The 23346-nt window shown below is 67.0% G+C and carries 18 protein-coding genes; 2 read left to right on the top strand and 16 right to left on the bottom strand.

Annotated features, from left to right (window positions below; genetic code table 11):
- Positions 1-162: 162 nt before the first annotated feature.
- Positions 163-2154 (top strand): aspartate--tRNA ligase, encoded by a 1992-nt coding sequence (aspS, locus tag Ga0080574_RS12140; RefSeq protein WP_076699379.1) that lies wholly within the window; start codon positions 163-165, stop codon positions 2152-2154.
- Positions 2155-2408: 254 nt separating this feature from the next.
- Here the strand turns inward: aspS and cueR are convergent, their stop codons facing one another.
- The 9 genes from cueR to argH form a co-directional block, all read right to left on the bottom strand.
- On the bottom strand, positions 2409-2798 hold the full coding sequence (cueR, locus tag Ga0080574_RS12135) for a Cu(I)-responsive transcriptional regulator (RefSeq protein WP_076699376.1): 390 nt from the start codon (positions 2796-2798) through the stop codon (positions 2409-2411).
- The gene (locus Ga0080574_RS12130) at positions 2795-5281 is read right to left on the bottom strand and encodes a heavy metal translocating P-type ATPase (RefSeq protein WP_076699373.1); all 2487 of its coding nucleotides are present in this window, start codon (positions 5279-5281) and stop codon (positions 2795-2797) included. Before Ga0080574_RS12130 ends, cueR begins: the two co-directional genes overlap by 4 nt.
- A 47-nt stretch (positions 5282-5328) precedes the next feature.
- The gene (locus tag Ga0080574_RS12125) at positions 5329-5760 is read right to left on the bottom strand and encodes a hypothetical protein (protein ID WP_236016363.1); all 432 of its coding nucleotides are present in this window, start codon (positions 5758-5760) and stop codon (positions 5329-5331) included.
- 92 nt (positions 5761-5852) lie between these two features.
- Positions 5853-7049, bottom strand: coding sequence for a dual-specificity RNA methyltransferase RlmN (rlmN, locus tag Ga0080574_RS12120; protein WP_076699370.1), 1197 nt, complete (start codon positions 7047-7049; stop codon positions 5853-5855).
- A gap of 270 nt (positions 7050-7319) precedes the next feature.
- A complete protein-coding gene (locus tag Ga0080574_RS12115; RefSeq protein WP_076699367.1) occupies positions 7320-9920 on the bottom strand; it encodes a TIGR02302 family protein in 2601 nt (866 codons plus the stop codon).
- Between the two features lie 37 nt (positions 9921-9957).
- Complete coding sequence (gene lysA, locus Ga0080574_RS12110; protein ID WP_076699364.1) at positions 9958-11223, bottom strand: diaminopimelate decarboxylase; 1266 nt, start codon at positions 11221-11223, stop codon at positions 9958-9960.
- A 210-nt stretch (positions 11224-11433) separates the two neighbouring features.
- Positions 11434-11751, bottom strand: a complete 318-nt coding sequence (locus Ga0080574_RS12105; RefSeq protein WP_076699360.1) for a DUF2834 domain-containing protein — start codon at positions 11749-11751, stop codon at positions 11434-11436.
- Positions 11748-11888: an argininosuccinate lyase gene (locus tag Ga0080574_RS12100; RefSeq protein ID WP_076699357.1), complete on the bottom strand. Its 141-nt coding sequence runs from the start codon at positions 11886-11888 to the stop codon at positions 11748-11750. Before Ga0080574_RS12100 ends, Ga0080574_RS12105 begins: the two co-directional genes overlap by 4 nt.
- The gene (argH, locus tag Ga0080574_RS12095) at positions 11885-13276 is read right to left on the bottom strand and encodes an argininosuccinate lyase (RefSeq protein ID WP_076699355.1); all 1392 of its coding nucleotides are present in this window, start codon (positions 13274-13276) and stop codon (positions 11885-11887) included. The genes Ga0080574_RS12100 and argH overlap by 4 nt, the downstream gene beginning before the upstream one ends.
- 22 nt (positions 13277-13298) lie before the next feature.
- On the opposite strand from argH, the gene Ga0080574_RS12090 reads away from it, so the two are divergent.
- On the top strand, positions 13299-13859 hold the full coding sequence (locus Ga0080574_RS12090) for a TlpA family protein disulfide reductase (RefSeq protein ID WP_076699352.1): 561 nt from the start codon (positions 13299-13301) through the stop codon (positions 13857-13859).
- A gap of 67 nt (positions 13860-13926) precedes the next feature.
- Here Ga0080574_RS12090 and Ga0080574_RS12085 read toward each other — a convergent pair whose 3' ends face one another.
- The 7 genes from Ga0080574_RS12085 to Ga0080574_RS12055 all read right to left on the bottom strand — a co-directional run bounded on the left by Ga0080574_RS12085 (position 13927) and on the right by Ga0080574_RS12055 (position 23328).
- Positions 13927-14979: a cytochrome-c peroxidase gene (locus Ga0080574_RS12085; RefSeq protein WP_076705909.1), complete on the bottom strand. Its 1053-nt coding sequence runs from the start codon at positions 14977-14979 to the stop codon at positions 13927-13929.
- A gap of 152 nt (positions 14980-15131) precedes the next feature.
- Positions 15132-16082, bottom strand: a complete 951-nt coding sequence (locus Ga0080574_RS26985; RefSeq protein WP_442975568.1) for an extensin family protein — start codon at positions 16080-16082, stop codon at positions 15132-15134.
- 2 nt (positions 16083-16084) lie between these two features.
- Complete coding sequence (locus tag Ga0080574_RS12075; RefSeq protein ID WP_076699349.1) at positions 16085-16996, bottom strand: prephenate/arogenate dehydrogenase family protein; 912 nt, start codon at positions 16994-16996, stop codon at positions 16085-16087.
- A complete protein-coding gene (gene hisC, locus Ga0080574_RS12070) occupies positions 16993-18078 on the bottom strand; it encodes a histidinol-phosphate transaminase (RefSeq protein ID WP_076699346.1) in 1086 nt (361 codons plus the stop codon). The genes Ga0080574_RS12075 and hisC overlap by 4 nt, the downstream gene beginning before the upstream one ends.
- 165 nt (positions 18079-18243) lie before the next feature.
- Positions 18244-19665, bottom strand: coding sequence for a homospermidine synthase (locus Ga0080574_RS12065; protein WP_076699343.1), 1422 nt, complete (start codon positions 19663-19665; stop codon positions 18244-18246).
- 88 nt (positions 19666-19753) lie between these two features.
- Positions 19754-21043, bottom strand: coding sequence for a nicotinate phosphoribosyltransferase (gene pncB, locus Ga0080574_RS12060; RefSeq protein WP_076699340.1), 1290 nt, complete (start codon positions 21041-21043; stop codon positions 19754-19756).
- The gene (locus Ga0080574_RS12055) at positions 20980-23328 is read right to left on the bottom strand and encodes a PAS domain-containing hybrid sensor histidine kinase/response regulator (RefSeq protein WP_076699337.1); all 2349 of its coding nucleotides are present in this window, start codon (positions 23326-23328) and stop codon (positions 20980-20982) included. Before Ga0080574_RS12055 ends, pncB begins: the two co-directional genes overlap by 64 nt.
- Between the last annotated feature and the right edge of the window lie 18 nt (positions 23329-23346).

Below are 23346 nucleotides of genomic sequence, written 5' to 3'. Positions count from 1 at the left end.
TGTTCTGCCAAATCGACTCAAAACGCTTGGAATCGTAAAAACGTTAACGAATGTTATCTCAGACCGGAATTCTGGACAAATCAAGGGCCCTTCCCTTGACTTCCTCGCCGGTCCCTTGTGTATCGGCGCCTAGTTTTTCCGCACAGACCGGGATCTGAGATCATGCACGCCTACCGCTCGCACACCTGCGCCGCGCTGACCAAAGAGAATGTCGGCGACACCGTCCGCCTCTCGGGCTGGGTGCATCGCATCCGGGATCACGGCGGCATCCTCTTCATCGACCTGCGCGACCATTACGGCCTGACCCAGGTGCTCTGCGATCCGGATTCGCCGGTCTTCGCCGAGGTCGAGAAGGTGCGCAGCGAATGGTGCATCCGCATCGACGGCGTGGTGAAGGCTCGCGACGAGAGCCTGGTGAACCCCAAGCTGCCCACCGGCGAGATCGAGGTCTTCGTGCGCGATCTCGAAGTGCTGGGCGCCTCGCAGGAACTGCCGCTGATGGTCTTCGGCGAGCAGGAATACCCTGAGGAAACCCGCCTGCGCTATCGCTATCTCGACCTGCGCCGCGAAGAGATGCAGCGCTCGATGACCCTGCGTTCCGACGTGGTCGCCTCCATGCGCCGCCGGATGTGGGACAAGGGCTTCCGCGAATACCAGACGCCGATCATCACCGCATCGTCGCCCGAGGGCGCGCGCGACTTCCTGGTGCCCTCGCGTCTGCACCCGGGCAAGTTCTACGCGCTGCCGCAGGCGCCGCAGCTTTTCAAGCAGCTGATCATGGTGTCGGGCTTCGACAAGTATTTCCAGATCGCGCCGTGTTTCCGCGACGAAGATCCGCGTGCCGACCGCTCGCCCACCGATTTCTACCAGCTCGACATGGAGATGAGCTTTGTCTCCCAGCAGGACGTGTTCGACACGATCTCGCCGGTGATCGCGGGCATCTTCGAGGAATTCGGCGAGGGCGCGAAAGTCGACGATCCGGCGAGCTGGCCGCAGATCCCCTATGCCGAGGCGGCGCTGAAATACGGCACCGACAAGCCCGACCTGCGCAACCCGATCGAGATGCAGGACGTGTCCGAGCATTTCCGCGGCTCCGGCTTTGCGATCTTCGCCAAGCTGCTGGAGCAGGAGGGCACCGAGATCCGCGCCATTCCGGCGCCGACCGGCGGCTCGCGCAAGTTCTGCGACCGGATGAACGCCTTTGCCCAGAAAGAGGGTCTGCCCGGGATGGGCTATATCTTCTGGCGGGAGGTACAGAACCCTGAAGGCAGCATAGCGTGTGAGGATGCACTAAATGCAATGCTCGAGGGCAAAGATATCTCGGGAACGGACGCCTCGCGGGTCGAGTCGATGACGCAAACCGAAGAGCGACAGGCGCTTCTGAAGAAGATCTACGACCTTCACAAAACTGGTGATGCGTTTGACAGGGAAGCTGCGAAGAACATCGTCAAGCAGCTCTTTTCTAAGACCAAAATGGAAGCCGCCGGCCCGCTGGCCAAGAATATCGGCCCCGAGCGCACCGAGGCGATCCGCCAGCAGCTTGGGCTCGGCGTCGGCGATGCGGCCTTCTTCCTCGGCGGCAAGCCCGCCGGCTTCCAACGCGTGGCCGGCAAGGCGCGCGACGTGATCGGCGAAGAGCTTGGCCTCACCGACACCAACCGTTTCGCCTTTGCCTGGATCGTGGATTTCCCGATCTACGAGAAGGACGAGGAGACCGGCGCGGTCGATTTCGAGCACAACCCGTTCTCGATGCCGCAGGGCGGCATGGCGGCGCTGGAAGGCGACCCGCTGAACGTGCTGGGCTATCAGTACGATCTGGCCTGCAACGGCTACGAGCTGGTCTCGGGCGCGATCCGGAACCACAAGCCGGAGATCATGCTCAAGGCGTTCGAGCTGGCGGGCTATGGCGAGGACGAGGTGAAGAAGCGTTTCGCCGGGCTCTACACCGCGTTCCAGTACGGCGCCCCGCCGCACGGTGGCTGTGCTGCCGGGATCGACCGGATCGTGATGCTGCTGGCCGGCACCTCGAACATCCGCGAGGTCATCATGTTCCCGATGAACCAGCGCGCCGAGGATCTGATGATGCAGGCGCCCTCCGAGCCGAGCTCGGATCAGCTCATGGAACTGTCGCTGCGAGTGATCCCGCAGGAATGACGAAAAGGCGCCTTCGGGCGCCTTTTTTGTTGTCGATGATTGGGGTTCGCCGGGGTCAGGCGTGCGCTCGTGGGTCCGGGAGTGCGTTTCAACCTATGAGTCAGCGCCCGTGGGAGGCGCAGAGGCCCCGGATCAAGTCCGGGGCGGGAGGCTCTTGTGGCTCACGCCCCGGACCTGATCCGGGGCCTCACCCTGTCCAGCCGTCGCCAACCCGCCGGGATCGACCCGTAGGGTTGGGCAATCCGCGCACCCCCTCACCCCTCAGCCGCGAGATCGTTGAGGATCGGACAATCCGGCCGGTTGTCGCCATGACAGGCCTCCACCAGCCGTGCCAGCGTGTCCTGCATCTGGCGAAGCTGGGCGATCTTTTCCTCGATCCGGTGCAGATGCTCGCTCGCCAGCGCCTTCACATCGGCGCTCTCGCGGGCCTCGTCCTCGTAGAGCCCCAGCAGCGTGCGGCAATCCTCGATGGTGAACCCGAGCGCCCGGGCGCGGGCGAGAAAGGCCAGCTTGTGCAGATCCTGCTCGCTGAAGGCGCGGTAGCCGTTGGCGCTGCGATGCGGCCTCACGAGGCCGATATCCTCGTAGTAGCGGATCGTCTTGGCCGGCAGCCCGGCGCGTTCCGAGACCTGTCCGATATTCATTCCGCAGGCTCCATTTCCAGTCGCGGCGCCGGTTGCGCACCGCGCCCGCCACCCATGACCGGCGACAGCCGCCGCAGCCGCAGCGCATTCGACAGCACAAAGACCGACGACAGCGCCATGGCGCCGGCCGCCAGCATCGGCGACAGCAGCACGCCGAAGGCCGGGTAGAGTGCCCCGGCGGCCACCGGGATCAGCGCGACGTTGTAGCCGAAGGCCCAGAACAGGTTCTGCCGGATATTGCGCAGCACCGCGCGGCTCACATGGAAGGCCTCGACCACGCCCGACAGCTCGCCCGAGACCAGCACCACATCAGCGCTTTCGATGGCGACATCGGTGCCGGTGCCGATGGCGATACCGACCTCGGCCTCGGCCAGCGCCGGCGCGTCGTTGATGCCGTCGCCGACAAAGCCCACCGCTCCGAAGCGCGCGCGCAGCGCCTTGACCGCCGCCAGCTTGCCCTCGGGCAGCACCTCGGCCTCCACATGGTCGATGCCCAGCTCGCCCGCGATGGCCTGCGCGGTGGCGCGCGTGTCGCCGGTGATCATCGCCACCTTGATGCCCTGCGCATGCAGCGCCTCGACGGCGGCGCGGGCGCCGGGCTTCACCCGATCGGCCACGGCAAACACCCCGGCGATCCCGCCATCCACCGCCACCAGAACCGGCGTCTGACCGGCCTGCGCGATCTCGTCATGCGCGGCGGCCAGCACGCCCAGGGCGATGCCCTCGCGGTCCATCAGCCGTTTCGCACCGACCAGCAGCGCCCGGCCCTCGACCGTGGCGCGCAGCCCGTGCCCGGCGATGGCCTCGCTCGCCTCGGGCTGGCTCAGCGCACCGTCCGAGGCCTGTTCCAGCGCCCGCGCAATCGGGTGCTCCGAGCCCTGCTCGGCGCTCGCCGCCAGCCGCAGCAGCGCGTCCGCGTCCCAGCCCGGAGCGGCCTCCGAGCGCAGCAGCGCCGGTTTGCCCTCGGTCAGCGTGCCGGTCTTGTCGAAAGCCACCACCTTGCAGGAGTCCAGCGTCTGCAACGCGTCGCCCTTGCGGAACAGCACCCCGAGCTCGGCGGCGCGGCCCGTGCCCACCATGATCGAGGTCGGCGTGGCCAGCCCCATGGCGCAGGGGCAGGCGATGATCAGCACCGAGACCCCGGCCACCAGCGCCAGCGTCAGCGCGGGCGAGGGGCCGAAGATCATCCAGATCACAAAGGTCAGCGCCGCGGCAGCCATGACGGCGGGCACGAACCACACCACGACCTTGTCGGCCAGCGCCTGGATCGGCAGCTTGGCGCCCTGCGCGTCCTCGACCATCGAGATGATCCGCGCCAGCATCGTGTCGGCGCCCACGGCGGTGGCGCGGAAGCTCAGCGCTCCCTGCCCGTTCACCGTGCCGCCCACAACCGTGTCGCCGGGACCCTTGCCCACCGGCACCGGCTCGCCGGTGATCATGCTCTCGTCGATATAGCTGGTGCCGGTCAGAAGCTCGCCATCGACCGCGATACGCTCGCCCGGGCGCACATGCACCACATCGCCCAGCGCCACTTCGTCGATGGCAATCTCGGAGATCTGGCCCTCGCGCTCGACCCGCGCGGTGGCCGGGCGCAGCCCCACCAGCCGCTTGATCGCAGCCCCGGTGCGGCCCTTGGCCCGCGCCTCCAAGAAGCGGCCCAGCAGGATCAGGGTGACGATCACGCCGGCGGCCTCGAAATAGACCGCGCGGGTGCCCTCGGGCAGCAGCCCGGGCAGGAACAGCGCCACGGTGGAATAGGTCCAGGCCGCGAGCGTGCCCAGCGCCACCAGCGAGTTCATATCCGGCGCGCCCTTGAAGAGCAGCGGCAGCCCAACCTGATAAAAGCGCCGTCCCGGCCAGACCAGCACGGCGGTGATCAGCACGAATTGCAGCAGCCACGACGCCTGCTGCCCGATGCTGTTCATGATCACCTCGTGAAAGCCGGGAATGAAATGCCCGCCCATCTCGATCACGAAGACCGGCAGGGTCAGCACCCCCGCCACGATCAGATCGCGCGTCAGCGCCCGGTGTTCCGCCGCCTTATGCGCCTCGCGCTCGGCGCTGTCGTCGCCGGCAAGATGCGCCTTGTAGCCCGCGTCGCTCGCCGCGCGCGCCAGCGTAACCCCGTCGACGCTGCCCGCGAGAATCCGCACCTCGGCGGTTTCGCTCGCGAGGTTCACATTGGCCGACAGCACCCCCGGCACCGCGTTCAGCGCCTTTTCGACGCGGTTCACGCAGGAGGCGCAGCTCATGCCCTCGATCGCCAGCTTCACCTGGGCCTCGCGCGCCGGGTAGCCGGCGCTTTTCAGCGCGTCGCGCAGCGTGGCAAGTCCCGCCGTGCCCTCGACCTTCGCCATCTTGCTGGCGAGGTTCACGCTCGCCTCGTCGACCCCCGGCACCGCGGCCAGCGCCTTCTGCGCACGGCCGGCACAGCCGCCGCAATTCAGCTTGGTCACCTCGAAACGTATGCTCTGGCCAGCCATGACCCGACTCCCGAAATCTGTCTATGGCCGGGATATACTCCTTCCAGTCACTGGAAGGTCAAGGGGCAGCGCAGCCGCTCCCGGCATTCCTCGCACAGAAGCGGCAGGCCCATGCGCTCGCCCGCCGCCACCAGCGGCAGGATCGCCTGCGGCGTGACCAGCATCGTCGCCTCGGCCAGCGCGAGATCGCGGTCCTGCTCCGATGCGAGCAGCACGAACCGGGCCAGGCTGCGCTCGTCGTCGCTGACGCCCTGGGCATCGGCGGGCAAGATCAGCGGCGCGTGCCAGCCGTGGCGGTGCAGCAGCGCCATGAGCTGCTCGAACCCGCCGACACAGTAACGCGCCCGCGCCGTGCCAAGCACATCCGCCAGCGCGGCCTCGAGCCGCGCGGGATCGTGGCGCTGCCGCAGCATCTGCACCACACGCCATTCCGGCGCCCGCATCGCGGGGCCGAGGGGTTCGAACCATTCGTGACGCATGTGTCTCCTCCAGCCAGACAACGCCCAGATTCCGGGCTCACCCGCGATGGGCTGGCTGGACAGGAAAAACCTGACTTATTTTATCGGATAAATCAAGCGCTCCCGCCGACACCCGCCTCGGCGGCGATCTGGGCGCGGGATTTCCGGGCGCGTTCGGTGGCGGATTTCAGCTGACCGCAGGCCGCCATGATATCCTCGCCGCGCGGTGTGCGGATCGGCGAGGCATAGCCCGCCTTGTGCACGATGTCGGCGAATCGCTCGATCCGCTCCCAGTCCGAGCGCTGATAGGGCGCGCCGGGCCATTCGTTGAAGGGGATGAGGTTGATCTTGGCCGGAATGCCCTTGATCAGGTTGATCAGCCGGCGCGCATCGGCGTCGCTGTCGTTCACATCCTTGAGCATCACGTATTCAAAGGTGATGCGCTCGGAGTTCGACAGGCGCGGATATTCGCGCAGCGCGTTCAGCAGCTCTTCGATGTTCCAGCGCTTGTTGATCGGCACCAGCTTGTTGCGGGTCTCGTCGGTGGTGGCGTGAAAGCTCACCGCCATGAGACAGCCGATCTCCTCGGCGCAGCGGGCGATCTCCGGCACCACGCCAGAGGTCGAGAGCGTGATGCGGCGGCGCGACAGCGCGATGCCCTCGCCATCCATGGCGATCTTCATCGCGTCGCGCACATTGTCGAAATTATAAAGCGGCTCGCCCATGCCCATCAGCACGATGTTGGACAGCAGCCGCGGCCCGTTCTCTCCGGTGCCGGTGCCCGGCGCGGGCCATTCGTCCAGATCGTCGCGCGCCAGCATGATCTGGCCGACGATCTCTCCGGCGGTCAGGTTGCGCACCAGCTTCTGCGTGCCTGTGTGGCAGAAGGAACAGGTCAGCGTGCAGCCCACCTGGGACGAGATGCACAGCGTGCCCCGGTCGGTTTCGGGGATATAGACCACCTCGACCTCATGGCCGCCGGCAATGCGCACGAGATATTTCCGCGTGCCATCCGCCGAGACCTGTTTCGAGACGATCTCGGGCAGCGCGATCTGGAAATTGGCATCCAGCCTGGCACGGTAGTCTTTCGCCAGGTTGGTCATCTGGGCGAAATCGCGCACGCCCCAGTGATAGAGCCATTGCCAGATCTGGTTGACCCGCATCTTCGCCTGCTTCTCGGGCGTGCCGATCTCGATCAGCGCCGCGCGCAGCCCGTCGCGGGTGAGACCTATGAGGTTCACCTTGCCGCCCTCCGGCTGCTTGCGGGGAATCGTCACCACGTCCTGCGTGATCGGCGCATCTGCGGCCATCTCGGTCGTCCTTTGGCTGAGGAAGCCTGCTCCATACAGGATTCGTGCTGAGAAACAAAGGGGCGGTAGGGCGCGGTTTCAAGACCCGGCCATTGCCGCGCTCGCCCGGCCTCGCGCAGATTTTGCGTATTTGGAAAGAGAAGAAACACAAGGCGCGCACCTGCCACCTTCTTCTCTTTGACAAATACGCCTGCTGAAACCATCCGGCCCGCGCCCCGCCCAAGACAACGTGCGACCCCGTAGGGTGGGCAATCTTGCCCACCGCACCCCCTAGAACCGCTCCAGCAACCGCTCCAGATACTCAAGCTCCGCCTCGGGGCGCTCGCCCTCACCGCTGCGGCGGCGGATCTCGTCGAGCAGTTCGCGGGCGCGACGATAGACATCCTCGTCCTGCACCATGTTCTCATCGGTGCCGATCTGACCGTTCGCGCCCGAATTGCGCCCCAGCGGATCGCGCTGCTGGCCCGGGTTGCCGCCCTGCGCCTGGCCCTGCTGACCCTGATTCTGCTGTTGCTGCTGCGCCATCGCCTCGCCGAGATTGCGCATGCCCTCGCGCAGCGCCTCCATCGCCTGACTCTGCTGGTCGATCGCCCCGGCGAGATCGTCCTCGCGCAGCGCTTCCTCGGCGCCGTCCATCGCCTCTTCGGCACGGCGCAGCGCGTCACGCGCCGCCTCGCCCGGCTCGGTTCCGGCGCCGGGCAGGTTCTGACGCTGACGATTCAGCTCGCCGCGCAGCGCCTGCTGGCGGTCGGCAAGGCTGTCTCCCAGCGACTGCTGGCCGCCCTGCCCCTGCTGACCCTGTTCGGTGCCCTGACCCTGGCCCTGCTGCTGACCCTGACCGTCGCGCCCCTCTTCGCCATCGCGGCCCTGACCCTGACCGGACTGGCCCTGCGGCTGACCCTGTTGGCCTTGCTGGCCCTGCGGCCCCTGCTGGCCGGGGTTGAACTGCTCCTGAAGATCGCGGAAGGCGTCGTCCGAGAGCCCCTGCTGCTCGCGCAGCGTCTCGCCCAGCCCCTCCATCGCCTGCTCGCCCGGCGACTGGCCCTGCTGGCCCTGGGTGACCTGCATGTTCTCCATCATCTGCTGAAGCTGCTCCAGCGCCTCCTGCGCCTCGGCCATGCGGCCCTGCTCCATCAGCTCCTGGATGCGGTCCATCATGCGCTGGAGATCGTTCTGGCTCATCTCCATCATGTCCTGAGACTGCGCCATCTCGGGATTCTGCTCGCCCTGCTGCTGCGCTTGCCGCGAAAGCTGCCGGAGGTAATCGTCGGTGGCCTCGCGCAGCTCCTGCATCAGCTCGGCGATCTCCTGCTCCGAAGCGCCGTTCTTCATCGCCTCGGTCAGCCGCTCCTGCGCGCGCTGCAACCGCTCCAGCGCCGAGGCCAGATCGCCCTCTTCGAGAATCAGCGCCAGATCCCACATGGCGCGAGCCAGCTCTTCCTGTGCCGCATCGTCCATCGCCGGGCCCGCCGCCTCCAGACGGCGCAGGATGGTGCGCAGCCGCAGATAGGGCACCGCCGAGCGGAACACGTCGTCGGGCTCATGGCTGATCGCGCGCAGGATCCGCGCGATCTCGGGCACGTTCTCGCGCGTCCAGAGCAACGCCCGGCGCTGCTCGATGACCGCCGCCGCCATCGGATCGAAGAAGCGCCGCCCCGGCAGGGTGATCACCTCCATATCCGACACGCCGCGCTGCCCGGCCTCGTCCTCGACGCTCAGCTCCAGCCGCACCGGCAGATTGGCCCAGGGATGTTCCGAGAAATTCTCCACCAGCGTTTCGGTAAATTCCGCCCGGTCGCCGGCGATGGGCATGGGCAGCGGCACCTCGATCGGATCGCGCGGCTCGGGCTCGGTCGCCAGCAGATAGCGCCGGTCGGCCTCCTCCAGCGCCAGGGTGATCCGGGCACGGCCCGCGACCACACCGTAATCGTCCGACGCGGCAAAGGGGATCTGCGCATCGCCCTCATAGCTCGATTCGATCTCGCCCTCGCGCGCCACCGTCGGCGCGGTATCGGCCTTCATGCTGATCTCCCAGGCGCGCCCGCCCGGCCCGTCAATGGCCAGCCGCCCGGAACGCACCACGGCGAAATCCTGCGCTGTCTCCTGCTGCGCCTCGGGCACCGGCGCGCGATCCGAGACATCTTCCTCGACGCTCAGCGAGCCGACCTCGCCATACATGCGCAGGGTGATCTGCGCGCCCTCGGGCACGTCGATGCCCGGCGCGGTGATGTCGTTGAGATAGACCGAGGGCAGACGGGTATAGCCCGGCGGCTCCATCCAGCCCTCCCAGGCGGGGCCGGAGACCAGATCCACCCCGCTCGGCCCCATCGCCGTCACCGAGGACACCCGCAGGAAAGACCCAAAGACCAGCGCCGCCACGAACGCCAACAGCGCCACATAGCGCAGCGCGAACGGGTCCGCCCTGGCCACCCGCAGATCCGGCTCCACCGGCTTTGCCTCCGCCAGCCGCGCCCGCATGCGCGCCTGATGCGCCTGCCAGACCGCCTGCGAGCCGAGATCCGCCGCGCCGATGGCCTGATCGTCCAGCGCCGCCTGAATCGGATTGCCCCGCATCGTCGCGTCGAGCCGCGCCAGCGCCTCCTCCCGCGTCGGGAATCGCAGCATCCGCACGCCGCGCCACAGCGCCCAGAGCAGCGCCGCGGCAAAGCCCGCGCCCGCGACCCAGACCCATTCCACGGCGACGAGATCCTGCACCCCCAGCATCAAAAGCCCCAGCGCCGCCAGCAGCAGCGACCAGAGCGGCCAGAAGGCACGGGTGATCCGCTCCGCCGACATGCCCCAGAGGGTCAGGCGCAGCGGCCATCTGATCGGTGTCAGGATATCCGGGGGCGGTGTGCCCTTCTCGGCCATGCGGGTCTCCTGCGGTCGGGGCCGCAGGAAGGATGCCCTACAGCCACTCGGGAAGGCTATCGCGGTTTATGATCTCGTCAAAGCTCGGTCTGGCGCGAATGACAGCGAATTGATCGTCTTTCACCAGAACCTCGGGGATCAGTGCCCGCGTATTGTACTCGCTCGACATCACCGCGCCATAGGCCCCAGCCGAACGGAAGGCCACCAGATCGCCTTCGCCCACGGCGGGCATCATACGCCCCTTGGCAAAGGTATCGCCGGTCTCGCAGACCGGACCGACGATGTCGTAGGGCGCCTGCTCCACCGCCGCCGCGGGCTCCACCACCGGCACGATATCGTGATGCGCCTCATACATGGCGGGCCGGATCAGATCGTTCATCGCGGCGTCGAGAATCAGGAAATCCCGCCCCTCGCCTTCCTTCAGATAGATCACCCGGCTGACCAGAATCCCAGCATTGCCAGCAATCAGCCGCCCCGGCTCGATCTCGATCTCGCAGCCCAGATGCCCCAGCTCGCGCTCGATCAGCCGGCCATATTCAACCGGCAGCGGCGGCGCCTCGTTGCTGCGGGTATAGGGAATCCCCAGACCCCCGCCGAGATCCAGCCGGCTGATCTCGTGCCCGTCGCCGCGCAGGGCCTGCGTCAGCTCCGCCACCTTGCGATAGGCCTGCGCAAAAGGCTCAAGCTCGGTGAGCTGCGAGCCGATATGCACGTCGATCCCCACCACTTTCAGCCCCGGCAGCGCCGCCGCCTCGGCATAGACAGCGCGGGCGCGGGCAATCGGAATGCCGAACTTGTTCTCGCTCTTGCCGGTGGCGATCTTGGCATGGGTCCTGGCGTCGACATCGGGGTTCACCCGCACGGTTACCGGCACCTCCACGCCCATCGACGCCGCGATCTCGGAAATCGCCCGCATCTCCGGCTCGCTCTCGATATTGAACTGCCGGATGCCGCCCTCCAGCGCCGTGCGGATCTCCTCGCGGGTCTTGCCCACGCCCGAGAACACGATCCGCTCGCCCGGCACACCGGCGGCCCTGGCGCGCGCATATTCCCCGCCCGAGACCACATCCATGCCGGCACCGGCCTCGGCCAGCGTCTTCAGGATCGCCTGGTTCGAGGCCGCCTTCATCGCATAGCACACAAGATGCGGCCCCCAGGCCAGCGCCTCGTCGAAGAGCCGGAAATGCCGCAGCAGCGTCGCGGTGGAATAGATATAGACCGGCGTGCCCACGGCGGCGGCGATCTCCGCCACTGGCACATCCTCGGCATAGAGCTGCCCGTCACGATAGAGAAAATGATCCAAGCCCGCCTCCTGCGCTCACCGCGCCGCCATAGCGCAAGCCCATGACCCGCGCCACCCTCCGGCTTTCATCTTTCTGCAAATACTCACATTACAGCCCCCGCCAGAGGCACGGCGGCAGAGTGCGCGTCACGACGGCCACGGGCTCCGAGCAGACGGCCATAGGCCGACGGCGAGACGACATGCGCGCGCCCAGGGGCGCGCACCGCAAGATCACACCGGGCGCGAGCGGAACCAGAGATAAAGCGGCAGACCGCAGCTCACGCCGATGAGGCAGGTGGCGGGAATCGCCCAGAGCGCCGTCCAGTTCCGCCGCACCGCCACTTCCGCGAGGATCCACAGCACCAGCACCAGCGCCGAGATCACCAGGTCCCAGCTCAGCCCGCGCGTGGCCCCGTTGGCCATCCACGCCGCCACCATGCCGGACACCGACCAGCCATTGCCCGCCAGCCAGCCCAGCAGATGAAACAGCGGATGCACCGCGCCCCAGAGCGCCAGCGCCAGCCAGAGATGCCGCAGCCGCAGGCTCACCGGCCCGCGACCCCCATCGAGGCAGAGCCAGAGATTGTGATCCCCGGTTCCGGCGCGGGCTCCGGCGGCACCGGATCGCCATCGGCGCCGCAGCCCGCCAGAAGCGCGACCATGCTGAGGACAATAAGCGGTCTCATGCCAGGATCTCCTTCCAGCGCGCAACCTGCTCGCGCACCCGCGCGGGCGCGGTGCCGCCATAGCTCAGACGGCTCGCCACCGAGTTATGCACGCCCAGCACGTCATAGATACCCTCGGTGATGCTGCCGCTCACCGATTGCATCTCTTCCAGAGACAGATCGGGCAGGTCGCAGCCCTTTTTCTCGGCCATCGCCACCAGCGTCCCGGTGACGTGATGCGCCTCGCGGAAGGGCAGCCCGGTCTCGCGCACCAGCCAGTCGGCCAGATCCGTCGCGGTCGAGAACCCGGCGGAGGCCGCTGCCTCCAGCGCCGCCACATTGGCCTGCATGTCCTTGACCATGCCCTCCATCGCCGCCAGCGCCAGCATCACGTTGTCGGCGGCGTCAAAGACCTGCTCCTTGTCCTCCTGCATGTCCTTGGAATAGGCCAGCGGCAGCCCCTTCATCACCGTCATCAGCGCCACATTGGCGCCGAAGATCCGGCCGATCTTGGCACGGATCAGCTCGGCGGCATCGGGGTTCTTCTTCTGCGGCATGATCGAGGAACCGGTCGAGAACCGGTCCGACAGCACCACGAAACGGAACTGCGCCGAAGACCAGATCACCAGCTCCTCGGCAAAGCGCGACAGGTGCATGGCGCAGATGCTGGCCACGCTGAGGAATTCCAGCGCGAAATCGCGGTCGCTCACCGCGTCGAGCGAGTTCGCCGCCGGGCGGTCGAACCCCAGCGCTTCCGCCGTCATCTGCCGGTCGATGGCAAAGCCGGTGCCGGCCAGCGCCGCAGCCCCCAGCGGGCTTTCGTTCATCCGCGCCCGCGCGTCGCGGCAGCGCGAGAGATCGCGGCCGAACATCTCGACATAGGCCATCATGTGATGGCCCCAGGTCACCGGCTGCGCGGTCTGCAAATGGGTAAAGCCCGGCATCACCCAATCGGCGCCGGCCTCCGCCTGCGCCAGAAGCGCGCGCAAGAGCGCCAGCAGACCGCCCTCCATGGCGTCGAACTGATCGCGCACCCAGAGCTTGAAATCCGTCGCCACCTGATCGTTGCGCGAGCGCGCGGTGTGCAGCCGCCCCGCCGGCTCGCCGACGATCTCCTTCAGCCGCGCCTCGACATTCATGTGAATGTCCTCCAGCGCGGTGGAAAAGGCGAATGTCCCGCTGTCGATCTCTGACAGTACCGTGAGCAGGCCTTCCCGGATCACCTCGGCATCGCTATCACTGATGATGCCTGTCGCGGCCAGCATGGCGGCATGGGCCCTCGAGCCGGCGATATCCTGCGCCGCGAGCCGCTTGTCGAACCCGATCGAGGCATTGATCGCCTCCATGATCGCGTCCGGCCCTGCGGCAAAGCGGCCGCCCCACATCTGGTTCGAGGTTTTGTCCGACATGACCTGCCTTTCCGGAGGAACAATGAAACACCTGGCGCTCGCGCTCCTCTATACCGCCGCTGCGGCGCTTGCAAATCCGGCGCTGGCCGATACCGCCGCCGCCGAGGCGCTGCGCGACGGCGACATGAAGAAGCTCAACTTTCACAGCGCCCCCGAAGCGGCGGGCAGTTCCGAGTTCATCACGTTCGACGGCGATCCGCTCAGCCTGTCGGACTGGCAGGGCAAATGGGTGCTGGTGAATTTCTGGGCCACCTGGTGCGCCCCCTGCCGCAAGGAGATGCCGATGCTATCGACGCTACAGGAGGAGCTGGGCGGCGACAGCTTTGAGGTCGTGACCATCGCCACCGGACGCAACCCGCCGCCCGCCATGCAGAGCTTCTTCGAAGAGATCGGCGTCGACAACCTGCCGCTGCACCGCGATCCGGGCTCGAAACTCGCCCGCGAGATGGGGGTGCTGGGCCTGCCGATCACGGTGATCCTGAACCCCGAAGGGCAGGAGGTCGCGCGGCTGCGCGGCGATGCCGACTGGGGCTCCGAGAACGCCAAGGCCGTGCTCTCTGCCCTGATCGGCGCCGAGAGCTGATAAAAAACGGGGCGGACAAAAGCCCGCCCCGGTACACAAAAGAAAACCGTTTACCCCACCTTATACCTTACTCAACCATGATTTCGCCCGAGGGCCGCGGTGTTGCCGCCGTTTCGGCGGGCAGGATCGGATAGACCACATCCGGCACATCGCCGGTCAGCGCACCGAGGAAGGCGACGATATCGCCGACCTCTTCGCCGGTCAGCTCGGCGCCGAGCTGCGAGCTGGCCATGATCTCCACCGCGACGCGCAGATCCCAGACCTTGCCCGAATGGAAATAGGGCGCGGTCACCGCGATGTTGCGCAGCGGCGCGGCACGGAAGACATATTCGTCATCCACCGTCTCGGTCACGACAAAGCGCCCCTTGTCGCCCTCCGGCAGCACATCCGCCCCCGGTTTCTCGATCAGCCCGAACGGGTAATAGCTGTGCCCGCCCAGATTGATGCCGTTGTGACAGGAGACACAGCCCGCATCGAGAAAGGTTTCGAGCCCCGCGACCTGCTGCTCGGTCATGGCGTTGTCGTCGCCGTTCAGCCAGGCATCGAAGGGCGCCGGCGTCAGCAGCGTGGCCTCATAGGCCTCGATCGCCTTGGCGAAATTGTCGAAACTCACCGGATCGGCCTCTTCGGGGAAGGAGGCTTTGAACCAGTCCTGATATTGCGGCATCGAGTTCAGTGTCGCGACCACATTTTCCGGCGTATTGGCCATCTCGACCCCGGCCTGCACCGGGCCCTTGGCCTGTTCGGCGAGGTCGGCGGCGCGACCGTCCCAGAACTGCGCCTCGTTGAACACCGCGTTCAGCACGGTCGGCGCGTTGCGCGGCCCCTTCTGCCAGCCATGGCCGATGGAGGTTTCGAGATTGTCGTCGCCGCCGGTGGCGAGGTTGTGGCACGAGTTGCACGAAAACACCCCCGAGGCCGACATACGCGGATCGAAGAACAGCGCCTTGCCCAGCGCGATCTTGTCGTCGGTGATCGGGTTGTCGCTGACAGCGGGGGTCGTCGAGGGCAGCGCCGCGAAGAAATCCAGCGCATCGGCGCGCAGATCCTGCGCCGTGGCCGTCTGTGCACCGAGGATCAGCGCGAGCGCCGTGGCCGGGAGCGTCTGTCGGAAATCCATACCTGTCTCCATTGAAGCAGATGGGTCTGTGCGCGTGTCCTTTTAGAACGATTATAGATTCAGGGCGGCCGATGCTTTGATTCAGCGCAAGTCCGGGGTCGCAGAAAACCCGGAAACCGCGCAAAAGGCGCGGAAAACCGTCTGATTTCCCATCATATTTTCTGAGATATGCGGGGACGTTGCGTCAACCGCGCCGCCGGCTTAGCGGCAGTAGGAGCCGCTGCGATAGCGCGCCGTATCCAGGTGGATGTGATCGCGGTGGAACCCGTCCGAGCCCGGCCCGAGCACCGTTCCGAAGGGGCCGCAGGCGGCCTTGTGCATCTGCCGCAGCGCGCGGCCCCGGTCGCCACTGCCCAGTGCTGCAAGACGTTCATCTCGCTGCCGTCGCGCAGGCGGATCGCCGCGATGTCGATGGCCCGCCCCTTGCCGTGCTCGCTGACCTTGGCGCCGGGCTGGTTGTTGCGGGTGCGGCAGGCGTAATGCGCCGCCACCCGCAGGCCCGCGACACCGCCGCCCTGCCTGCCCACCGCCGGCTTCACCCCGCGCTCGACCCAGCGCTTCAGCGCCCTGGCGGTGGTGCAGTCGATCACCGCCTTCTGGCTCAGGCGCACCCCCGAAACCGAACGCAGCTCAATCGCGTCGCGCAGGCCGCAGGCGGAAATCCGGCCCGGCACGACCCCTATGGTCTCGCCCTGCAAATCCGGATCGCCGCAGACCGCGCCCCGGATGCGTTCGCGCTGCCGCGCCAGCGCGTCCTGCACCATCGACACCGGCCGCAGCGACGGGCGCGGCGACAGCGCCACCGCCTGCGGCGAGCGCGCGGCAAAGGCGCGGGCTCGCGCGATGCTCTGCGCCGCGTCCTCGGGCACGAAGCCCGGCACCCCGGCGGCGCGCAGCTCATGCGCCAACTCACGATGCAGCAGCCGTTCGAGCTGGATAGGCCGCGCCTCCGGACGGCGCGGTGCGGTGGCAATCATCGGATCGGTGGGGGCGGGCGCCGTAGCGCTAGACGTAAGCGGCGGGCGCGGCGAGGTCTCTGGCGCGCCGGCGGGGCTCTGCGTCGCGAGCACCGCCAGCATCACCGAAACCGCAATCGCCCGCATGCTCACTCCGCCGTCTTGATCCGTCCGAAATCCGGGGCATCGGTATCCTGCCCCGCCTGGAGGATACCACGGCGGATTTCCCGTGTATGCGTGAAATAATCGAAGAGCGTGTCGCCATCGCCGGTGCGGATCGCCCGCTGAAGCGCGAACAGCTCTTCGGTAAAGCGCCCGAGGATCTCCAGCGCGGCCTCCTTGTTGGTCAGGAAGACGTCGCGCCACATGGTCGGGTCGGAGGCGGCGATGCGGGTGAAATCCCGGAAGCCCGCGGCGGAGAACTTGATCACCTCCTGATCGGAGACGCGGCGCAGATCGTCCGCCACGCCCACCATCGTATAGGCGATGAGGTGCGGCACGTGGCTCACAACCGCACAGACCAGATCGTGATGTTCGACCTCCATGCGTTCGGTATTGGCGCCCAGCGCCCGCCAGAACGCTTCCAGCCGCTCGGTCGCCTCTTCGCGCGCGCCATTGGGCACGATCAGGCACCAGCGGTTGTCGTAAAGCTGCGCAAAGCCCGCCTCGGGGCCGGAATGCTCGGTGCCGGCCATGGGGTGGGCGGGCACAAAATCGACACCCTCCGGGATATGCGGCCCGACCGCCTCGATCACCGCCTTCTTCACCGAGCCCACATCGGTCACGGTGCAGCCCGGTTTGAGATGCGGCGCGATGGCCTCGGCGACGCGGCCCATGGCGCCCACCGGCACCGCCAGGATCACCAGATCGGCATCCTTCACCGCCTCTTCGGCGCTGTCGCAGATGGTGTCGCAAAGCCCGATGCGGCGGGCGGTGTCGCGGGTGTCGGCGCTGCGGGCATAGCCGGTGACATGCGCCTCCATGCCCGCGCGTTTCATCGCCCAGAAGATCGACGAGGCGATGAGCCCCAGCCCGATCAGCGCAACACGGTTGTAGCTCATCGCGCCCCCGCCTTGAACAGGCCGATGCAATGCGCCACGCGGCGGCAGGACGCCTCGTCGCCGACGGTGATGCGCAGCGCGGCGGGTAGCTTGTAGCCGGTCACCCGGCGCACCAGAATGCCCTGCGCCTGTAGATAGGTGTCGCAGGCCCCGGCCTCTTCGGGACTGGCGAAGCGCGCCAGCACGAAATTCGCCGTCGAGGCATCGGAGGGCACGCCATGCTCGGCCAGCGCCTCGGCCAGCCAGGCGCGCAGGCGGGTGTTCTCCTCGCGGCTCTTCTCGACATAGGCGGTGTCGCGGATCGCCGCCTCGGCGGCGGCCAGAGCCACATTCGACAGGTTGAAGGGTTGCCGGACGCGGGTCAGCACGTCGACGATCTCCTGCGGGCCATAGCCCCAGCCCACGCGCATGCCGCCGAGCCCATAGAGCTTGGAGAAGGTGCGGGTCATCACCACGTTGTCGCGGCTCTCGACCAGCCGCGCGCCGCCATCGTAGCCCTCGACATATTCCGCATAGGCGCCGTCGAGCACGAGGATCGCCTGCTCCGGCAGGTTGGTGGCCAGCCGCTCGATCTCGGCCAGCCCGATCATCGTGCCGGTGGGGTTGTTGGGATTGGCGATGAACACGAGCTTCGTGCGCTCGTTGCAGGCGGCGAGGATATTGTCGACGCTGACCACGCGCTCGCGCTCGGCCACCTCCACCGGGGTGGCGCCGACCGCATGGGCGAGGATGCGGTACATGGCAAAGCCGTGCTCGGTGTGGATCACCTCGTCGCCCGGCCCGGCATAGGCCTGACAGATGAATTGCAGCACCTCGTCGGAGCCCACGCCGCAGATGACGCGCGCTGCGTCGAGCCCGTGGGTCTCGGCGATGGCGGCGCGTAGCTGGGCGTGATCGGTCGAGGGGTAGCGGTGCAGCTCGTGCACGGCGCGGCGCACCGCCTCCTGTGCCGCCGGAGACGGGCCGAACGGGTTCTCGTTCGAGCTCAGCTTGATCACGTTCGAGACGCCCTCGACGCTCGATTTCCCGCCGACATAGAGCGAGATGTCCATGATCCCGGGCTGCGGTTCGATGCCAGCCATAATGCCACCCTTAAAACTCTGTCCGGCCCTTCTAGCCCGCGTGCCTCCGCAAGACCAGACATCACCGCAGCAAAGCGGCGTTGCGAGAAAATTCGTACGAATTTTCTCGGACCTGTCGGGAGCTCCGGGAGATTTTTCGTACGAAAAATCTCTTGAAGCGGTCGCTCAGGTTGCCAGCACGTTGCGGAAGGCCCAAGGCACGCTTTCGTCGATATCCTCGGGGAAATGCTCCCAGCGGTCCTGAAGCGGCGTCCAGTCGGTGTAATGCGCCTCGACCGGGCCGAGATAGGGTGTCTGCACCTCGAGACAGCGGGCATGATCCATCTCGTCGGTCTCGACAATGCCGGCCTGCGGGTTTTCCAGCGCCCAGACCATGCCGGCCAGTACCGCGCTCGTCACCTGCAAGCCGGTGGCGTTCTGATAGGGCGCCAGATCGGGCGTTTCCGCGTTCGACAGGCGCGAACCGTACCAGAGCGCGTTCTTCTCGTGGCCGTAGAGCAGCACGCCCAGCTCGTCGATGCCCTCGACGATCTCGTCCACGTCGAGAATGTGATGCTTTTCCTGCTGCCGGCCCGAGCCGAACATCTCGTGCAGCGACAGCACCGCATCGTCGCTCGGGTGATAGGCGTAGTGGCAAGTGGGTCGGAACTCCGGCGCATCCTTGGCGCCCACGGTGTAATAATCCGAGATCGAGATCGCCTCGTTATGGGTCACCAGAAAGCCGAATTGCGGGCCGGGTGTGGGGCACCATGTGTGCACGCGGGTGATCGCACCCGGGCGCTCCAGCCAGATGCCCGCCTTGCAGCCGGTCTCGTGACGATGACCATTCTCGGGGAACCAGGGCTCATGCGTGCCCCAGCCAAGCTCGGCGGGTTGGAACCCCTCGGCGATGAAGCCCTCCACCGACCATGTGTTGACGAAAACACCGCGCGGGCGCGGCTGGCGGCGGGCCTGGGTGTCGCGCTCGGCGATATGCACCCCCTGCACGCCCAGCTGCATCATCAGCTTTGCCCAGCCGTCGCGATCCTTCGGCGCAGCAACGTCACGACCGGTATCCCTGGCCAGAGTCAGCAGCGCCTCCTTGACGAACCAGCTCACCATGCCGGGATTGGCGCCGCAGCAGCTCACCGCCGTGGTGCCGCCGGGATTGGCGGCCTTCTCGTCGCGCACCTTCTGGCGCAGCGCATAGTTGGTCCGTTCGGCATTGTTCTGGGTGTCGAAATAGAACCCCGCCCAGGGCTCCACCACCGTGTCGATATAAAGCACGCCGATCTCGCGGCAGAATTTCATGATGTCGAGCGACGAGGTATCGACCGAGAGGTTCACGCAGAACCCCTTGCCCTCGGGAAACAGCCCGCCCAGCACCTCGCGGTAATTCTCCGGCGTGAGCGCGGTGGTGACGTGGTTGAGCTTATGCTGGCGCAGGAAATTGGCCTGACGCGCATCCGGTTCGATCACCGTGAACCTGTCGGCATCGTAGTCGAAATGCCGCTCGATCAGCGGCCAGGTGCCCTTGCCGATCGAACCGAAGCCGATCATCACGATGGGGCCGTCGATGCGACCGTAGACGGGGTAGTCCTGCGCCATGCGTCCTGTCCTCCTGAACTGCCGGGGCCGCGGCCTTGCGGCACCCTTCGGGGTGTTCAACCGCCAAGAGTCTAGCGCCCGCGCGGGCTCAGACGAGCACCTCGTGGCGTTCCTGCTCGCCGACCTGGAACACCCGCTTGTAACGCTCGATCTCTGACGCCGGGCCCATCGCCTTGTTGGGATTGTCCGAAAGCTTGACCGTGGGGCGCCCGTTGGCGCTGATCGCCTTGCAGACCAGGCTGAATGGCGCCAGCCGGTCATCCGTCGTCAGCCCGCGGAAATCATTGGTCAGCAGCGTGCCCCAGCCGAAGGACACGCGCACCCGGCGATGGAATTTCTCGTGCAGCTCCAGGATCTTGTCGACATCGAGCCCGTCGGAGAAGATCACCAGCTTTTCCCTGGGATCCTCGCCGCGCTGCTTCCACCAGTCGATTGCGATCTCGGCGCCGCGCTCGGGATCGCCGCTGTCGATGCGGATGCCGGTCCAGCCCGCCAGCCAGTCGGGCGCGTGGCGCAGGAAGCCTTCGGTGCCGTAGGTGTCGGGCAGGATGATGCGCAGATTGCCCTCGTGTTCCTGATGCCAGTCGGCCAGCACGTCGTAGGGCGCGCGCGCCAGCGCCGCGTCGTCCCCGGCCAGCGCCGCATAGACCATGGGCAGCTCATGGGCGTTGGTGCCGATGGCCTCCAGATCGCGGTTCTTGGCGATGAGGCAGTTGGAGGTGCCGGTAAAGCCGCTGCCCAGCCCCTCGACCATGGCCTGCACGCACCAGTCCTGCCAGAGAAAGCTGTGCCGGCGCCTCGTGCCGAAATCGGCGATGCGCAGCCCGGGCACCATGCGCAGCCGCTCGACCTTTTCCCAGAGCTTCGTCGCCGCGCGGGCATAGAGCACCTGAAGCTCGAAGCGCTTCATATCGTTGAGCACGGCGCGGCCGCGCAGCTCCATAAGCACCGCGAGCGCCGGGATTTCCCACAGCATGACCTCGGGCCAGGAGCCTTCGAAGGTCAGCTCGTACTGATCGCCGACGCGCTCGAGGAAATAGGGCGGCAGTTGCAGGTTCTCGAACCACTCCATGAAATCCGGGCGGAACATCTGGCGCTTGCCGTAAAAGGTGTTGCCGCGCAGCCAGGTGCTTTCGCCGCGGCTCAGCGAGAGCGAGCGGATATGATCGAGCTGTTCGCGCAGCTCACCCTCGTCGATCAGCCGGGCCAGCGGCACCTGCGACGACCGGTTGATCAGGCTGAAGGTCACCTGCGTGTCTGGCCGGTTGTGGAACACCGACTGGCACATCAGCAGCTTGTAGAAATCGGTATCAATCAGCGAGCGGACGATCGGGTCGATTTTCCACTTGTGGTTCCAGACTCTTGTGGCGATTTCCAAGACGGCGGCTCCTGCGCGGGGGTCGGTGCCCGTGATACGCCATCACGCGCCGGAGGGCCAAGCGGTTTCTCCCCCGCCTGCGCCCGGGCCAGCGCCGCGAGCAGGGCGCTCTTGCGCAGCGGCTTGCCGAGGAAATCGTCCATACCCGCCGCGAGACATGCGGCGCGGTCGCTGTCGAAGGCATTGGCGGTGAGCGCTACGATCCAGGGCTGCGGCAGGTCTGCCGCGCGGATGATCCGGGTCGCCGAGAGCCCGTCGAGCACCGGCATGGACATGTCCATCAGCACCGCGTCGGGCGGATCGGCACGCACGCGCTCCACCGCCTCGCGACCGTTCAGCGCCTCGTATATCTCGACCGGCTGCTCTTCGAGAAAGCGCCGCACGAGCAGGCGGTTGGTGCCGTTATCCTCCGCCAGAAGCAGGCGCATCGGCGCCAGCAGGCCCGGCGCGACCGCCGCCGCCGCGACACACGGCGGCGGACCCTGGCCAAGCGGTTTGCCCAGCCGCAGCGTCAGCTCGAAACAGGCGCCGGGGCCCTCGCCGCGCAGCAGGCGCAGACCGCCGCCCATACGTGCCGCGAGCTGCCGCGAGATCGCCAGACCCAGCCCGGTGCCGCCGTAGCGGCGGGTGGTCTCGGCATCGGCCTGTTCGAACTGCTCGAAGATCCGTTCCGCGCGCGCTTCCGGCACGCCGATGCCGCTGTCCTGCACGACGATTGTCACATCGGCCCCCGCCACATCGCTCTTGGCGCGGGTGGTCAGGGTGACGCCGCCGGCCTCGGTGAACTTGACCGCATTGCCCAGCAGATTGATGAGGATCTGCCGCACCCGTCCGCTGTCGCCGCAAAGCCGGTCTGGCAGCGGCGTCTCGTGGCAGATATCGAGAAACAGGCCCTTTTCGCGCGCCTGCGGGCGCAGCACCTCTGCCGCGTCGCGGATGCAGGCGGCCAGTGAAAACGGCTCGGCCAGGATGGCGAACTTGTCCGCCTCGAGCTTGGAATAATCGAGAATGTCGTTGATGATCTTCATCAGCGCCTCGGCGGATTTGCGGATGGTCGCGGCGTAGAGCTTCTGATCCGGGGTCAGCCGCCCCTCGAAGAGCAGGTCTGTCATGCCGATGATGCCGTTCATCGGCGTGCGGATCTCGTGGCTCATGGTGGCCAGGAACACCGCCTTGGTGCGCGCGCCCTCCTCGGCGCGCTCCTTGGCCTCGGCGAGTTCCCGCGCGCGCAGCCGCGCATCGGTGATATCGCGCTCGGTGACGATGACCTTTTCGACCTCGCCCCGTGCATTCAGGATCGGTGCAAAGGCCGCCTCGACCCAGATCTTGCGCCCGTCGGCGGTGTAATTCAGGATCTCGCGGCGCATCGTCTCGCCCGCGGCCACCCGTCGCGACAGATCCGCCAGATCCTCCAGATCGCTGTCGGGCCCGGCAAGCAGATCGCCCGCCAGCCGGCCCACGACATCGGCGGCAGTATAGCCCTTCTGCCGCGTGAACCCGTCATTGACCCAGAGCACCCGAGACTCAGGATCCATCAGCATGATCGAATCGTTGGCATGCCGGGCGACCAGCGCCAGTTGCCGCACCTCCGCCTGCGAGGCGCGCAGATCGCGGTTGGCACGCGCCAGCGCCGCCTGCCCCTCGAGCAGGCGCAGGCTGTCTTCGGCGCGCCGGCGCTCGGCCCCGTCGACAAAGCGCAGGAATACGAAGGAGATGAAGGCAAGCATCGCCAGGCCGAAGAAATTATAGACCAGCCCGGCGCCGGATTCCTCCACCAGCACCTCGGCGACGAACCCGGCCAGCGCGGTCAGCGCGTAGATGACGATGCGCGCATCGGTGGCGAGCGGGTGATAGCGGCGCACCACACCGGCATTCAGCACCGCCGCCGCGAGAAAGGCAAAGCTGAAGAGCGAGGCCTCGCCATCGGTGGCGGTGTATTGCGCCAGCACGACCGTGGCCGAGATGGTCAGCGCCTGGAACCCCGCCGAGACCGCGCTGACAAGCGCCACCCGACGCAGCGGCGCGCCCCGGTGCAGTGCCGCCGGCACCCGGCGCAGCACCTCGCAATCCACCGCCTCGCCCAGAATGACCAGCATCGCGGCGAGCATGCCCGTGAGCGGCGACACCAGCAGCGCCAGAGCCAGCGCGCCGACACCGGTGGCAATCTGACGATGGGCGAAATACCTCACCCGGCCGCGCGCATAGCGCTGCAAGAGCCCCGCAGGGCTGTTGCTCGCCTCGAAGGCGGCGAGCGACTGGTTTTCCACAATCGGGCTCTGCGACATCTCCCGCGCTTTCCGGTC

The organism is Salipiger abyssi (genome assembly GCF_001975705.1).
Taxonomy (GTDB): Bacteria; Pseudomonadota; Alphaproteobacteria; order Rhodobacterales; family Rhodobacteraceae; genus Salipiger; species Salipiger abyssi.
This window is presented reverse-complemented; position numbering and strand designations above follow the sequence as displayed.

Coding starts and splice junctions, on each gene's coding strand:
- aspS (WP_076699379.1), top strand. CDS start 163: ATGCACGCCTACCGCTCGCACACCTGCGCCGCGCTGACCAAAGAGAAT.
- cueR (WP_076699376.1), bottom strand. CDS start 2,798: ATGAATATCGGACAGGTCTCGGAACGCGCCGGGCTGCCGGCCAAGACG.
- Ga0080574_RS12130 (WP_076699373.1), bottom strand. CDS start 5,281: ATGGCTGGCCAGAGCATACGTTTCGAGGTGACCAAGCTGAATTGCGGC.
- Ga0080574_RS12125 (WP_236016363.1), bottom strand. CDS start 5,760: ATGCGTCACGAATGGTTCGAACCCCTCGGCCCCGCGATGCGGGCGCCG.
- rlmN (WP_076699370.1), bottom strand. CDS start 7,049: ATGGCCGCAGATGCGCCGATCACGCAGGACGTGGTGACGATTCCCCGC.
- Ga0080574_RS12115 (WP_076699367.1), bottom strand. CDS start 9,920: ATGGCCGAGAAGGGCACACCGCCCCCGGATATCCTGACACCGATCAGA.
- Ga0080574_RS12100 (WP_076699357.1), bottom strand. CDS start 11,888: ATGAGACCGCTTATTGTCCTCAGCATGGTCGCGCTTCTGGCGGGCTGC.
- argH (WP_076699355.1), bottom strand. CDS start 13,276: ATGTCGGACAAAACCTCGAACCAGATGTGGGGCGGCCGCTTTGCCGCA.
- Ga0080574_RS12090 (WP_076699352.1), top strand. CDS start 13,299: ATGAAACACCTGGCGCTCGCGCTCCTCTATACCGCCGCTGCGGCGCTT.
- Ga0080574_RS12085 (WP_076705909.1), bottom strand. CDS start 14,979: ATGGATTTCCGACAGACGCTCCCGGCCACGGCGCTCGCGCTGATCCTC.
- Ga0080574_RS26985 (WP_442975568.1), bottom strand. CDS start 16,082: ATGCGGGCGATTGCGGTTTCGGTGATGCTGGCGGTGCTCGCGACGCAG.
- Ga0080574_RS12075 (WP_076699349.1), bottom strand. CDS start 16,996: ATGAGCTACAACCGTGTTGCGCTGATCGGGCTGGGGCTCATCGCCTCG.
- hisC (WP_076699346.1), bottom strand. CDS start 18,078: ATGGCTGGCATCGAACCGCAGCCCGGGATCATGGACATCTCGCTCTAT.
- Ga0080574_RS12065 (WP_076699343.1), bottom strand. CDS start 19,665: ATGGCGCAGGACTACCCCGTCTACGGTCGCATCGACGGCCCCATCGTG.
- Ga0080574_RS12055 (WP_076699337.1), bottom strand. CDS start 23,328: ATGTCGCAGAGCCCGATTGTGGAAAACCAGTCGCTCGCCGCCTTCGAG.